General features: G+C 57.9%; 10 protein-coding genes. All 10 read right to left on the reverse strand.

What is annotated here, in order from left to right; genetic code table 11:
* Positions 1–192: DNA cytosine methyltransferase (locus tag CJ255_RS24085; protein WP_133117004.1), on the reverse strand; the 192-nt coding region annotated here is incomplete at its 3' end.
* A 114-nt stretch (positions 193–306) separates the two neighbouring features.
* The gene (locus CJ255_RS09510; RefSeq protein WP_097643869.1) at positions 307–1,986 is read right to left on the reverse strand and encodes a hypothetical protein; all 1,680 of its coding nucleotides are present in this window, start codon (positions 1,984–1,986) and stop codon (positions 307–309) included.
* A 392-nt stretch (positions 1,987–2,378) separates the two neighbouring features.
* Positions 2,379–2,816, reverse strand: a complete 438-nt coding sequence (locus CJ255_RS09515) for a hypothetical protein (RefSeq protein WP_124681887.1) — start codon at positions 2,814–2,816, stop codon at positions 2,379–2,381.
* Positions 2,813–3,262 carry a PH domain-containing protein gene (locus CJ255_RS09520; protein WP_097643871.1) on the reverse strand — a complete coding sequence of 150 codons (450 nt, stop codon included), beginning with the start codon at positions 3,260–3,262 and terminating at the stop codon, positions 2,813–2,815. Before CJ255_RS09520 ends, CJ255_RS09515 begins: the two co-directional genes overlap by 4 nt.
* A gap of 141 nt (positions 3,263–3,403) precedes the next feature.
* On the reverse strand, positions 3,404–4,816 hold the full coding sequence (gene brxL, locus CJ255_RS09525) for a BREX system Lon protease-like protein BrxL (protein ID WP_165774645.1): 1,413 nt from the start codon (positions 4,814–4,816) through the stop codon (positions 3,404–3,406).
* Between the two features lie 186 nt (positions 4,817–5,002).
* Positions 5,003–7,333 (reverse strand): PglZ domain-containing protein, encoded by a 2,331-nt coding sequence (locus tag CJ255_RS09530; protein WP_097643873.1) that lies wholly within the window; start codon positions 7,331–7,333, stop codon positions 5,003–5,005.
* Positions 7,330–12,411 carry a DUF6079 family protein gene (locus CJ255_RS09535; RefSeq protein WP_097643874.1) on the reverse strand — a complete coding sequence of 1,694 codons (5,082 nt, stop codon included), beginning with the start codon at positions 12,409–12,411 and terminating at the stop codon, positions 7,330–7,332. Before CJ255_RS09535 ends, CJ255_RS09530 begins: the two co-directional genes overlap by 4 nt.
* A gap of 294 nt (positions 12,412–12,705) precedes the next feature.
* Positions 12,706–13,179, reverse strand: a complete 474-nt coding sequence (locus tag CJ255_RS09540) for an AAA family ATPase (protein ID WP_097643875.1) — start codon at positions 13,177–13,179, stop codon at positions 12,706–12,708.
* A gap of 49 nt (positions 13,180–13,228) precedes the next feature.
* On the reverse strand, positions 13,229–14,059 hold the full coding sequence (locus tag CJ255_RS09545; protein WP_165774646.1) for a DUF4007 family protein: 831 nt from the start codon (positions 14,057–14,059) through the stop codon (positions 13,229–13,231).
* 202 nt (positions 14,060–14,261) lie between these two features.
* Positions 14,262–15,098 carry a phosphoadenosine phosphosulfate reductase family protein gene (locus tag CJ255_RS09550; RefSeq protein ID WP_097643877.1) on the reverse strand — a complete coding sequence of 279 codons (837 nt, stop codon included), beginning with the start codon at positions 15,096–15,098 and terminating at the stop codon, positions 14,262–14,264.
* Positions 15,099–15,170: the final 72 nt, after the last annotated feature.

Here is a 15,170-nt window from a genome sequence, read left to right on the forward strand (position 1 = left end):
CGCAGCAACGTTTATTTCATTGGCCCATACAATAGCAAAGGGCAAACGAGCATAATGCTTGCCCAGAAATGTAAAATCGCCCCGAAAGCCTAAATCCATACCACCACAGCCCGAAAACATTGAGACGATGGAGTATGTTTCAGAGGCAAGATGAGGAGTATTCTCATCTTTTTTTATCTTCGTTTCATTCATTACAGTAGTAGATGTACGCCTCACACCCCGCCGGATTGCAGGATGCTACCGGGAACTCTGTTCCCGCACACGCCCTTCCTCGCGTCATTGTAGCACAGGGCTGCTGATACCAAACTACGCTTCCCCCCTCCGTACCAGCGCGGTCGCGTCGGAGTATTGGGTCAGCAGTCCGGCGCGCTGCATGCGTTCCAGTAGGGCCATGCGGTTGTCGGCGTAATACCCTTGGTTGATGCGGAGCCGCTCCATGAGGTCGGAGCTATGAGCCTCGCCGGGGCCGACGATGATGCCGTAGCGTTCGTAGAGGCGTTCGAGGAATTTGCCGAAGAGCAGGCTTTCTTTGTTGGGTAGTATGGCCATCACCAAGGTCTTGAGCAGGGTGTCGTTGAGGACAAAGCGCATAAAGGGGCCGCGTTGCGGCGCGATGAAGCCGATGGCGCGCCCGATTTTGCGGTGAACACCCAGGAAGTGCTGGCGAAACTCTTGCTGTAGCGCGCTAAAGACGGCGTCGCTGTAGCGTTGGATCAGTTCATCGCGGCCCATGCTTTGGGCTGCGGCCTGCCCTTGGATCGCATTGAGTGCCTGTTCGTAGCTCTGCTTGTTTTGAGCACGGCCTGGGTTGAAGTGGTGGTGGGCTTGGGCAATCAGGTGGGCATGGAGTTCTTTAGGATCGCTGATCTCTTCAAACCATGTGGCAAACTTGTGTAGGATAAACTGACGCCCTTGGCGCAACTGCAAATCCTCTTGCTCACGCAGCAGTGCCATCGATTGATCGCGCAGCACGCCGCCATCTTGGGGGCCAAGCAGATCAACTAGGAGCCTGGGACGGCATGCCTCAAGACAACTCCCCGATGCATGCCCTTCGGGATCACTGGCCGGATGGGCGCGGTGGTAAATGTAGAGGATAATGTGAAAGCCGATCAGGTGGGCCAATAACTCTAGACATTCCAACGAATCGAGATCGTTGTGCAGGAAGGTGTCCAGATCATGCGCCATTTGGCGGTAGAGTGGACATGTGGGGTCGGGAAGCCAGCCCAATGTACCTGAAATGATGGTATCGCTATTGGTTAGCAGTTGTGTCCATACATGATCAATCTTCGCCGCGATGTTGCCCAAAGCTTGGTTATGTTCGCATAGTAGATATTTGAGCCGTTGGCCAATCCGTTCGCGCAGTGCAGGATCATGCTCACTGCCCGCCGAGAGCATCAAGTAGTAGAGTTCGCCGCCACGGGCGAAGAAGTTGCGTGAGCGAAACTCAATATCCTTGTCCAATTCATCCAAGGATAGCTCTTCCGCATTGAGCGCATATTTGTTGAGTGTTGCCCCTTTACGCATCGCCTCCCAAAGCAGAAAATGCTCGTTGACCGGAAAGAGCGTCTTGGCATACCAGGCGCGTTCGTCCTCAATCGCCGAGAAGGAGCGTAGCAGTGAGCGCACCTGTTCAACCAACGCTTCATCCGCCATACCGCTGGCGTTGGGCATGATCTGGGCCAGATGACGGCGTAGTTCAGCAACCGCCCGGCTGTCGCGGCTGTCGCGGGTGCGTTCACGCTCGTCGTAAAAGACAAAGCGACGCAGCCCAAGACGATTAGGGATTTTGTACTGCGTCTTGTAGTGCGGCTCCTCACCATTACTGGGCAAGCCTTGGCCCAAACGATACCCAAAACCGGAGAGTACGCCAAGGAACTCGAGCATATACTCGATCCAGTGCTGACCAATCCGCAAGCGGTGGCCCCAAATGTGCGCCGCCAAGGGGAGTTTCTTGTTTTCGTTGTAGTTGCCGTAGTGGGATACCATTGGGTTACCTCATGCTGTAGGAAGTAGGAGAGAGCAGTTAGGTAAGTGGATGTTGTTGATTGCCCTGTTGCTTTGCCATCCTGAGAGGTCGTAGGTAGTGCCGACTTTAGTCGGCTGAGGTCTTTGGAAGCGATGGGAAGCCGACTAAAGTCGGCACTACGATAGTCGGCTGAGGTCTTTGGAAGCGATGGGAAGCCGACTAAAGTCGGCACTACGATGCATGTGAACCATGTACTACTCAGCATGAAAGGCTGCTGGGACACTTAGAAATTTCGTTAGCGCGAAGAAGCCTTGGGTTGGCAGCCACCGCGCCGCTGGCTCGGTGGTTGAGCCTGTCGAAGCCAAGCGGCGCGGCCCAGAACTTTTTCGCGCTAACAAAATTTCTACTTCCCTCAAAAAAGAGTAATGCATCCATCCTCGTCAAAGCGGAGTTTCTTCAGGACATAGCTGTGCCGTTCGGTGACAAAGAATTCGACGCTTTCGCGCTGGGTTGGTGTGGTGGCAAAGGTGCTCAGTAGGTGATCCTTCAGGTTACGCAGGCTGAGCGCACATTCAGCGGCGAGAACGTTGTAGGTGCCGCCACGGGCGAGGCGCATGATGTATTCAAAGAGCAGCAGATTGAGTGGCCATGAGACAGGTCGCTTGGCTGCATCGGGATCGGTGTGTAGCAGTGCGGGTGGCGCGGTGATGACGAGGTAGAGCTTAGGCCATTCGCAGTCGTAGAGCGCATTGGTCGGTGCGCTCGGTTTGATGGTGAGTGCATCCGCTGGGATGCTGAGGCGTACCAGTGGGCGTGGCTGTTCTGCACTATGCAAATATTGCGTCGTCACATAGAGCATTTCGCTGTTGGAATGAGGTAGCGTTCATGGCTGCCATCCTGACAAGCTTTGGCCAAACCGTGCAACACCTGCAATCCAGGCGCTTCACCCAATTCTGAGAGATCTTTGACGATGTGCAGGCGCATGCCGCGATGCACAAGGGGCTGTTGTGCCACCTGTTGCCAATCCTCAACCGCACTGCCCGTAAAAGCCGTAATAACCTGGCGGCAGAGGTAGGTTTTGCCATCGCCCGCATTGCCGGTCAGAATGATCGAAGGCGGCGCAGCGCGGTTGAAGCAAGCGTGCAGAAACTGCTCAACGCGGGTAGTAAGCCGCAACTTACCACCGGGCGGCGGCGCTGTCTGGGCCAAAAACTCATCAAAGGCGGCCTCGTGATCGGGCGACGCGGTGGTATAGCGGGCGAGGTAGTCAACAAAGGGGTTGGTTATAGCCGCCATTTACACCTCCCTCCGGGAGCTAACGTAATACACATAATACCAATTACCATTGAACATGCCTCATGACATTCAAGCGCATTGAGACGCCATGTCCGGCTATCAGCTATCGGCTATCGGCTATCGGATTTGGTATAAATCTCACTACTCCCACCCGATCTGCACCTCGGCATACTCTGGATCAAGGAGGCTGAGTTGGTCGCGTACCCGTTGGCGTAGCTCAACGGCGGGTTTGATGCAGTAGGCCGTAAAATCGCCTCTGCTCACTTCGCCGTGGGGGAAGAGCAGTTTGCAAAAGCCCGCCGCGAGACGGCTGATGGCGATCATGTCGCGCCGGTCGCTGGTGCCGCTGATGCTGTTGTAGCGCTGGAAGATCTGTTCATACCCGGCGCGGTTGCGGAGGTGGTGCAATACGTCGCCAAAGTAGTCCGCTTTGAAGCCGATGCCGCGCCCGATCAAGCCCTCTTCGATGCGCGGCAGTTCCCAGCCGGGCAGAATGGCGTGGATACGGTCAATGAAGGCGGTTTCGCTCAGAAAGCTGGGTAGTTCGTTGAAAAGTTTCTTGTGGCGCGGCTGGCGATATTCGTCGAGTGGGATGTTGGCCAGGAGCATGAGCCCCGCGCTCGTTTCGATCTTCTGCTTCCCGCCACGGGCGAAGCTGCCCGACTCAAGGTAGTCCTTCAGCACACCAATCACTTCGCCGGGGTTGTCGAAGCTGAGCGACTGGGCCTCGTCGAAGATGACTAGGTCGTAGTGGCTGAGTAGCCCGGGTTGATTTTTGGCGTTGTTGTAGAAGAGTACCGCTGCGCTCACTTTGCCACCGGAGACGAGGCGGGCGTAGCGCGAGAGGTTGAGAAAGACGAAGGATTTGCCAGTGCCTTTGGGCGCGAGTTCGATCATGTTGACGCGCTCTTGCACTAGTGGCACGAGCCGCGTCAGCAGGTGCATCTGTTGGGCGGTACTGTAGGCGGCGGGGTTGTAGCCCATACTGGCAATCAGGAGGTCGCGCCACTCGTCGAGGCTGAAGTGCGCCCGGTATTCGCAGTAGAGATCGAGATCGAGCCGCGCATTCTGCATGGGGCGGAATTCGCTCATGCGAATATGCCCATCTTTGCGCTCCGTAGTGTCGGGCCTCGCGTAGCGTAATTTGCCCACGCCCCACACCCCAGCGCCCAAGAGGAGCGGGTAGCTCTCGGTGAGGTGACGTTCGATCCCCGCTTTGTGTTCGTCTAGGCAGGGGATGCGTAGATAGGCGTCGTCTTTTTTGAGATCAATTTCTACGCTGAAATGATCAAGAATTGTTAGGGTTTCGCCATTCTGCAACTGCGCCTTAAGTTGCTCCTTCTGGTCGCGGGTGGGTAGGTGTTTGTTCAAAAAGGTGCGAATCCGTTCCTGAGCTGCGTCGTCAAGGACGCCCGAGGGCGCGTTGCGCGTGACGATCCATTCGCTTACGAAGGCGGGGATGCTGCGTGTGCCAAAACCGGCCTGCTGCACGAGACCTTTGTTGACGCAGACTTCGCCGAAGATTTCTTGGGCTTTTGTTTCGTAGGGGAGCATGGGTATGCGTTCGCTCCTTGGGGCTACCGGGGTGTGCGCGGGAACCTGGTTCCCGCGCATCCCCTAAGAGGCTGTCTGAAAAGTCGGTCGCTACGCGGTGGAGTGCCGGCTTTAGCCGGCTAAAGCCGGCACTCCACCGCGTGCCACGTAGCATCGTATGGCACTGAAACCCTTTTCAGACAGCCTCTAATCAAACATGTCTTCAAGGCCTTCGTCTTGGATATAGAGGTGTTGCACTCTGATCTTGCACATTCCGCTGTTCTGTTCCGGCTTGCCGAAGTGGCTGAAGTCGAGGGTGTAGTTGATGGTGAAGGTGTCGCCAGCAGGGTTAATCGGGGGGAAGCTGATGCTGATCGTCTGGCTGGCGTTGGGGCCAAGTATGGCGATCTGGCCTGGGGGCGGGCCGCCGCTGATCTGCCAGTGTAGGTTTTCGATGGGGAAGGGGTTGTGGTTTTGGATGAGCATGGTGAGGGTGCCCGCCCGTCTGGCGCGCAGTTCGCCCTGTACCACGAGTTCCAGTGGGAGCATGGCGACGGCGCTGCCGCTGAGTTGCATCAGTGGCACGATGGTCTCTTCGGGCGTGAGGCCGCCGTGGGTCCAGCCACTTGGTCGCCGTTTGATGTAGTGGTAGCCACGCGGTACGAGGTAGTGGCGATCCAGTTGGAAGCGCTCACGATCAAGGGGGTACCAGCGCGTTTCGTCAATGGCGGGCATGGCTTCCAGTTGACTCACCGCCGCACGGCTGCTCGGCTTCGCTTGCACGGGCGCGGGTTGCCCGCTCTCCCAGCTTTCGCTCACCTCGCGGACCATTTTGGGCAAGGGGGTACTCGCTGCTGTGGGGGGCAACAGGGTGGCCCCGTGGTCGCTGCCGATGAAGATCAGCAGGCGACGGCCATGCTGTGTGCAGATCTGCTGCGCTTGGGCCAGGGTTTGGGCCAATTCATCCAGATGGCCGCGAACGCTGCCATGGTCGGTGAAGCCGTGACACTGGTGGGCTATCGTGTCGAGCATGGTGTCGAGCAGCAAGACGACGCGCAGCTCAGGCTCTTTGCGTAGGGCCGCAAGGGCTTCATGCGCATCGTAGCTAACGCAGGCGGGGATGCTGCTGCGTGCCAATTTGGCCCGCGCCGCCGCCGCCAGCGTTGGCTCTTCGGTTGCGCGCGGGGTCTGGCCGGTGACGAGTGCCCATTTGGAGACGCTGGTGAGCGAGGGGAGCGCTGCGAGGCCGGGGCGGAGTGCGACGGTGTGCAGGTCGCGCTGCTCGCACGCTTTGCGCATCAGCGCCCCTTGCCACCAGGTCATGCCATCAACCACCAGCCAGAAGACCACGGTTTCCGGTTCGTCATGGATGCGGCTCAAGACCTCTTGGTATTGGCGCGTCAGGATGGGCGAGCGATCATCGTTGATCAGGCTCTGGTAGTGCTGGTAGAGCCAGTCGCTGTAGTGGAGCGCACACGCCTGCTGGTGTTCACGCTGGCAACCCGTCTGTACGACCCAGCGGTAGAAGGGCAAATACTCTTGGGTGGCCCAGGTGAGCCAACGCTCCACGGGCCATGCCGCGTCGGGCATGTTCGGCGTCGCGGGCACGATGCGGTTGGCCAGTTGCGCTAGGATTGCGTCGCTGCTACTGAGATGGGCAAAATGGCGCTTGATGCGCGTCAACAGCGCCTGATCGAGCAGTTCGGGATGGTGGTTGAGCAGTTCACTCAGCACCTCTAGCTCCACGCTACTCAAGCCGGACATTTGGCCGAGGGCGGTGTTGATGCAGGCGGGATCGGCGCTCTGCTGGGTGATGAAGCGCTGCCAGTAGTTGTGGAGCAGTGTGCTCTGGGTACTCAGCGCCTGCTCCACAGCGGCGCTCGGCGGTGCCTCCTTGAGCAGCGGCAACCCAGCCCAGGGCTGCTCGGCTTGCCACGTGTGGTTGTAGTGGCGCAAGGCCCAACGCAGCAGCAAATGGCGACTGTCAGCCTCTAGGCTCGCCGCCCGCAACGCAATAAAGCAGGGGGCGTCGTGTTCCCAACGCTCTAGTTGCGCTTGCACCAGCGTCAAGAGTGGCGCGGCAAGCACAATGTTCGCCGTAAGCGCCCACGCGGCCACCGCAGCCGCGTGGTTGGGCGGCGGCTGATCATGCTGCCAGAGCAAATCCAGACGCTGGCCGAGCAGCCAACTGAGCGGCGTGAGCGCGAGGCCGGGTGGGGGCGGGGCGAGCGTGTCGAGCCGGAGTTGCGCGATCAGTTCGCGTGTAAAGGGTTCGGTGGGCGCGACGTGGAAGATGCTCCTGAACTGCTCACACGGATCAACCTCATGCCAACACAGGTGGCTCGCCGGGTAGCGTTGTAGGTCACTCAGCCAGCAGAGTACCACCGGATCAGTGACATAGACGGTCAACGATGTGAAGTTGACGAGCGCCGCTTTGATCTGGCAGCGCACTTCAACATAATCGGCGGGGCAACGGGCAAGCAGCGCCCCCGCAGGCGCCGCAGCAGCAGCAAAGCGGTCGGCAATGATGGTGATCACATCCGAAACTCCTCGTTGAAGGCTTTGATCAACCAGCGCTGCTCAGCGCGTGAGAGCGCGGCCATGCGGTGCTGTAGCTCATCCCAGAGCGCCTGCACCTCGGTGGTCGCCTCTTGCACCTGGCCATGCTGGGCAATCTCCTTGGCAGCCGTAGCCAGCGCCTCGATATAGGTGTGGCGCTGCTGCCATGTAGGCCAACTGCTGTAGGGCGTCTTGACCGGCTGCAACCTACTGGGCAGCGTGGTGAGCAGCAGATTAGCCGGATCGTCCGCTGTGTGAACCAACTGTTGCGCCAAGAACTTCGCATTGGGCGAAAGGTGCTCATTGGCTAAAAGCACATGCTCTTGCCGCCACGCCCGCAGTTTCGTCACTAAGCTACTGGCGCTCCCATTATGGCCATCGGCACCAAAGAGCGGCGCGATCTGGGTAAAGAGCCATGCCGAGGCAACGTCGTGCAGCTTGGCGAGGCATGTGCATGCACTGCCCGCCTCGGCGAGCAGGTGGTCTACAACCGTCGCATCCCAATCTGTACTCGGTGTTGCGACGGTGAGCAGCGTGGGCAACCTGTTCAGCAGCCCGGCAGCCGGATCGGGCGTGAGCCACTGGTCGGGCGTGAGCAGCGCCTGCATCAGCGCAATGCTTGGTGCAGCTTCCTCAGCAAAGAGTTCGTGCAGATCAGCGCTGGTGAGCGTGGTGGCAAAAGCGGGCAGCCGCAACTCGCGCAGCCACTGCTGGTAGTGGGTCGCCACCGCATGGCAGAGGCGCCGCTTCTCGCGGGGCGGGTTGGCCAGTGGCCGCCGCAGCGCATCGGTGACAAAGGCGTGCAACCACTGCTGTTCGGCGGCACTCAGGGGCTGGTAGTTGGCAATCGTCTCAGCGGCACTTGCGACAAGCTTGACGTAGTGCTCAAGTTCAGCGTAGCTTGGCCACTGTTGGTAGCTCTGGGCGCTTGGGGTGATGGCGCGGGGCAAAGTAATCAGCAGCGTCGTCTCGCCATCATCCAAGGCATCAAGGTGGGTCAAGAGGATCTGGGCCGTCTCATCAAGATCATGTTCGGGCGGAATGGGGTAACGGCACCGCCATGCACGCAGCCGATCCGCAGGCGTTTGCGTCGCAACAGCGTCATCAGCAGGAAAGAGCGCCACGAGGCGCTCAAGCGTATGCCTACGCAGGCGCTGATCAAGCTGCGCGGCATGTTTCAGCGCCTGCGTAAAGCGGGCAACCGCCTGCTCCACCTCAGCCTTACTCCAGCCCTCAAGCCCAAACTGGCGCGGCAGCCCCTCATTCACCTCACGCTGCCACTCCTGTAGTGGCAGCGGTGTACGCCTGAGCAGCGCACTCAGATCCGCGTAGGCTTGCTGCGTCAAGCCGGGATACAGTTGCTGCAACTGATTGGCCTGGAGAGTCGTTGTGCAAGCGGGCCACTGCAACCCTTGGGCCCACGTAGCCAGTTCTTGGCCAACCTGTTCGATCTTAACCCCAACCATAGGGCGTCCCGCCGCCGCCGTTGCGAGGCCAGCGTGCCAAACCTCCTCAGCATTCGCAACATCGCACCACCGCGCATCAATCTCGTCACGCGCCCGCTGCACCTCCTTGACCAGACGCTCAACATGATCGATGGTTGACCAGGTGTGATAGGTGGTGTTGATGCCCACAATGGTACGCGCAAATTCATCAAGGATCGCTGCGCGAATACTACTCGTCGAGCGGTTGGTAACCAAGAAGAATTGGCGCGCTTGGCTATTGAGTTGCGTCGTAGCTTGGCCCTGAAGCACCTGCCGGTGCGAACGCCAACGGTAGATCGTGGCCCACATCTCATCAGGCGGACGGTCGGCACAGTTAAAGACCGCAGCCACCGCACGGGTGGCATAGCCTTCAAGTCCATTGGGCAACTGCTCAAGCAGACGGCAGGTTTCAGCCCAAGCATCAAGCAGATCGGCTACAAGCGCATCATCCCATGCCGCATGATCGGCAGGGGCACCTAAGGTCTCAGGCAGACTCTTGAGCAGAGTGTAGGCGAGTGCGTCTTCGTTGCGTAGATTGTGCAGCAGCAGTATAGCCGCTGCGATAACCGGCGCGGGGTAATCGGGCATGAGCGCCGCAAGCCGCTCGGCCTGTAACTTTTCGGCCAACAGGGGCAGCCGCAAGCCTTTCAGCCACTGCTTGAGTTGCTCGGCCACCCGTGAGCGCAGCGTCTTACCGTGACCACCACTCGGATCAAAGGGCTGCTGCAAGCCCACGCGCACCAACTCGTAGAGCCAACGCCGCTCAAGCTCACTCAGCGGCTGGAAGCGCACCTGATAATCGTGCGGTTTTTCGATCAACTCCTTGAGCACCTTCTCATCAAGTGCCACATCTTGGGCTTGGTTGCCCTTGAGCTTGCTCAGTTCAAGCGCATCAACATAGAAGGTGAAGAAAGCGCCGCTAAAGGCAAAGATCAGCGAATTGTAGAGGCCAAAGGGTGGCGCACGCAGCAGATCAACCAACTTGCTCCAAGGCTTCCCGTCGCGCAAATGGCTCTTGTAGAGTTCCCAGACCTTCTGGCTGTTGAAGTGTGCGCTCGAGGGTTCCGTAAGCTCAAAGATCTCATGGACACTATCGGAGCGAAGCGCTTTCACCAGCCCCAATTCCGTGAACGCCTTGCGAATCACTACCTCCTCTTTGTTGCCCTTCTTGCTGATTCGAATTTCAGGCTTTAAGATCTCGGCAACCGCACGCCCAAGGTTGGGGGTATAGCTCTCAGCCTTCAAGTGCTGCTCTAGGGAATGTTTAGGCGTAGCAGGATAGACGGCATCCATAACGCGGGAGGCCAACTTTTGAGCATCGGCACGCAGATTCATGTTGGGCTGACTGGCACCGTTGTAGAACCATTCCCATAACTTCTCTTCACGAAGTTGTGCAACAGCTTCGTGAAAGGGCTTGGCAAAGCCACTCCCCACCTTGCCATGCTCTTGCAGGAAACTCTTCGCGGCACTATCAAGGCTCTCATCGCCCTGCACCGCCTGTAGCGCCCGGTAGCTCTTGAAGCGCTCCAAGACATCCAGCGGCACCGTCGGGACAGCGACGACGAGACGTGGGTTGCGGCGGGTCAATTCACGGGCTTTACTCTGCGCCTCAGTACGCTTCTCTTCGCTGCTAACGATCACATACCAGAGTAAGCCATCGCGAGCATTGTTCAGATCGTCCTTGAGCCGTGCGGCGCTATTGAGTTCCACCAGACTGATATATTTGGCTCTCAACTCGCGGGCACTGCCCCGTTCGCGGTTGTACTCCTCAGCTCTGATGCGTTCAGCAGGATGGGCCGCTTGCAAAAACGAGACACTCACCTCCGGCATACTCTGCGCCTTGTTGATCACGCGCTGACGCAGATTCATTGGATTCACCCGCCCCGGCATGGGCAAGCTATAGGCACCCAAGGCGGCCCCATCGGCATCGTTGGGCGGATAGACCGCCTCGATCTGCTCAAGCACCTGGAGTGCGTCACGCAACGCCTGCTCGGCCCCTGGCGGCAGGTTGAGCGCCTGGCGCAACAGATGGCGCGTCGGACTGAGGCTCGGCGCAACCACCTCGCAGAAGGCGATTACCTTGAGGGCACGGCGGGCCAAGGTGGTATCAAATTGGACATTAGCGAGTTGTTGCAGCGCGTGGTTGTAAGCATCAATAACCTCCTGCCGACGCACCTGAATGCTCTGGAAAAAGTAGTCAAAGAGCCAATCGAGAGTCAAGAGGTTGTGCCAATCGGGATACGAACTGGCCAGAGTGGTCTGCGCCAGAAAACCGCTCAAGCCCTCCTGATCCTTGAGGAATAGGAACATGGTGCGATTGGTCTGGGCAACACGATTGTTGATCTGCGGAAGTGCAAAAGTGACAATGGGATGCAATGGAAAGCAGCCTTCAACCACCATCTCACTGAGCCACGTCTTTGGCTTGTTGGGCCAGAGGGTACGGGCGAGATCAATAAGTTCATCGCGCTGGCGGTTCGGCAGGGCCACAGCATCCTTGTCAAGACGCAAGAGAGCGCCGCGTAGCAACTCAGCGCTATCCTGTGTATCAAGGGCAAACGCCTTAAAACGCCCGCCAGCCTTCTCAATTGTTTGCTTCACCGATCCCGATGTACTCTCTTCTCTTGTGACACCTGCGAAGCCCACAAGCGTAGCAACCACAAAGTGGAGTTGATTCACACCCGAAGCGACACTCGCATTGGCCAAATCTTGCACCCCTAACGCTTCAACCTCTACCTCCACTGACTGCTGATCGCCCGCACGAGCAAGGCGGCGCAGCACCTCGGTAAACTCATCACAAACCACCACAATCCCACTGTGACTACCCCGCTCACAGAGGGCTTGGGCCACACGCCGATAGGTTTCGTGGGGATGGGCATAGCTATAGATGTCAAAAGCGGTACCGGTTGCTTCACGGAAGGCACGCTGAAAGGCGGGAAAGACCGTACCAGCACTCGGCCCGGCCAGCTCCTGCAGCAAGCGCGACAATTCCATTGCCTCATTGTTGCGCAGCGCCTCAATAAAGCGCGGCAATACGGCATGGCCTTCATCCTGCCAAGCCTCAATCTTCTGGCGCGCCGCCGAATAGCGCGTCGGCAGCATCAGATCATCAAGCCCGGCCTGCTTCAACGCCTGTTCAAGACCATGCAGAATAAAGCCGGCAAATGGCGTCACCGCATTGGCCTGTAGCAAGACCACCAGAAAGGGCTTCTTGTTGGCACGCTGCTGGTAGATCGTCGTGTATTGCGCCTCATGAAGCCGCTTCAGCTTCGCATAGAAGGGCTGCATCAGCGGATCATCCACCGAGCGCGAAACGTAGTTGCAGAGCATCAGCAGCAGATCGGACTTGCCGGTACCAAAGGTGCCATGCAACATCCGCGCACGCTCATCGCTTGAAGCACGCATACTCTGGGCAACTTCGGCAAAGAATTCAATCGTCTGACTGGTAGGAATATAGGAGTTGACCAACTGGGCATTCTGCTCAGGATCATTAAAGTGGTCGGGCAACGCAACCGCCGGCTTAAAGCTGGCGTCAACCGTCACGAGCCTATCGAGTCGGAGGGCAGCATCGTTCATTGTGGTACTCCTAAGCTTCGGGAAGACCCAAAACCCGCTGGTAGTAGGCGCTTTAGACAAGGTTTTAGGGTACATTGCAGTTTGGTCTCCGACGGAGTGCCGACTTTAGTCGGCTGAGGTCGTAGGTTGCCATTAGATGCCGACTAAAGTCGGCACTCCAACTGTAAAGTTGAAAGGCCGTTTCTGAAACCTTGTCTTAACGCCCTAATGAATCCGTGAATGGCGCTCAAGCGCCTACGACGAACAAGCAATGCTATGCGTTCTGTTTGTCCCTCATCCCTCATCCCTCATCCCTCATCCCTCATCCCTCATCCCTAAGTGAAAATAGGCCAACTGATCACTCTGCGGCAAGAGCGAAGCAAGCTGTACAGGCTCAAAGAAATTACTGACCAGAATCAGGCCGCACGGCAGATCGGACAGGCGGCTCGCTTGGTGGGCAAAGAGACGCCGCTGCCCGTCAGACCAACAGGCGAAGAGGGCATCAAGTTCATCCACGAGCAACACTGGCTGGGTCGTTGCACGACACCAGCCACGCAGATCGTTCAGCAGATCAGCCACCTGGTAGGTCTCGATCCGATCATGCAACTGCGCGAAATAGTCCGCGTCCAGCGTATAGTTCAGGTAGCGCCAAGTGGCATGGGCGCAGAGCCGCTTGGCCAGAGTCGTCTTGCCCGCTAGAGGCCCGCCAATCAGCCAAGCCGTGCGGTAGCGCGGCTGGTTGCACCATGTCTGAAAGAGGGCGGCGGCTTGTGGAAGAAGATTATTCATAATCCAAGTCACCTCCGGTGAGGGTTTGGGGCACAGACCCAACCAATCCCTACGTTCCAGAGGCACCATCCGCAGGAGCATAGTACCGCTGCAACAACGTAACGACCGGCTCGTGGTAGCGGCGCGTCACCGGCTCGTGCTGGGTATCGGCAAAACTGAGCAACCCAACGGCCTGTAGGTGTAGCACCATGTCACGCACCTGGCTTGGCGTCGCCACAAAGACACGCCCCAGAAATTCGGGTTCGTCGGCAATCTGCGAGAGCCGAATCGTATCGAGCCCCGGGTAGCGGCGCTGCCAGGTGTCAAAGAGGGCGTAGGCGGCAATCAGGTTTTCTGGCAGCTTCGCCAAGGCTGCACGGAAGCGCCGCTGCGGTTGTTTGCTGAGCATGGCAAGCTCACCTAATCCGTTCGTATTGGTATAGGTCTTTACCAACGCTTTCGCATCTTCCTTCACCGCATCACGATTCTCTGGCTGCTCAGGCAATACCCGTTCGACATACTCCCGCAACTCTTCGGGCGTAAAGCTTTTGCCCGGAAAGACAAACTCATTGAAGCAGCGATACCAGACCTCAGCCCGTTCATCGTGTTCACTCACCAAGAAGTAGTGCAGCAGCCAGAGCGTACCAGGGCGCACGAGGTCGGGATCATACTCAGCAGCCAGCGCCCCAAATTCGGAGAGATAGTAACCCTGCCGGTTGAATGAGCCTAAACCCAGCTTACAAAACCAGCCGCGCAGACCCTCGATCTTATAGGGATTAATGCCAAGATAGGCACCAATAGAAGCCTTTGAGCTCGCCTCACCCGCCTTGATGCACTGCAACAAGCCCTTCATCAGCTCACGATCAAGGGGAAATTTCTGATTGAAACAGAGTGTACGCATCGTTCTCCTTAGGCATGTTTCACAGTTGGCCATTCCAGCTTGACAGTTGGAGTGCCGACTTTAGTCGGCTGAGGCCACTGGAAGCCGACTAAAGTCGGCACTCCGTCGGACCAAACTGTCAAGTGCGTTTGAACCATGTCTTAAACTACAATCGGCACTCCGTCGGACCAAACTGTCAAGTGCGTTTGAACCATGTCTTAAACTACAAATGGCAAATATCACAGCCCCGCTCATCATCCTCAGCATCCAGGGCCGCGCCGATCAACTCAATCAACGGCTGATCGGGGCGCTGGCGGCGCTCCTGTTCGAGCCGTTGGGCGTGTTGGGCCTTGATCTGCGCGATGCGCTCCGGGCGCTCAAGTTCGGCCAGGCTCTCGCGTTGCCGCCAGAAGAACTGCTCACCGTCACGCTTCGACTCATAGGCTTTGGCCTGCTCATACAGCTCAGGATGGCGCTCCTTGAGCCCCACCCACTCGCCAGAGCGCTGGTAGAAGCAGAACCAGCAGCCACTCCGCTGCCGCCATTCGTAATAACTGGGCAGACCAATACCCGAATCTTCCAAAATACGCTCAATATCGGCCAGTTTCAAGCCAAATTCTTTGAAGGGAAAGACCGGCTGAATATTGGGCTTAGTCGAGACATAGCCACTCCGCTCCTCATCGGCACGGATGCCCACATAGCTCCAGACCTGATCATCGCCCACAAAATACTCAAAGGGTTCAATCTTCAGCTTGCGCGTACACCAGCGCACCCGCGCCGAAGGCAGCATCCCGCCATACATCTCAAGCCAATGGTCAAAGCCGCGCTCGGCATTGAGCCGCATAATCGGGCGTTGCAAATAGGCCGCGAGGCGATCAAGGTACTCATAGGTCTCCGGCAATTCCTTATGGGTATCGCAGAAGAGATACTCCAACTGCGGGATTTTGCCGCGCAGGAAAATCGCCAGCGCAGTACTATCCTTACCGCCACTCAAATTGACAATATGGCGTCCGGGGCGCTCGGCCCAGGCGCGGATGATCTGATCATCGGAAGTTTGCATAGGCTAGGGGTAGGAAACAGGAAGTAGGAAACAGGAAAGAACATGTGTTCATTGCCGCAAAAGAGCGCAAAG

This window comes from Candidatus Viridilinea mediisalina (genome assembly GCF_002532535.1).
Classification (GTDB): domain Bacteria; phylum Chloroflexota; class Chloroflexia; order Chloroflexales; family Chloroflexaceae; genus Viridilinea; species Viridilinea mediisalina.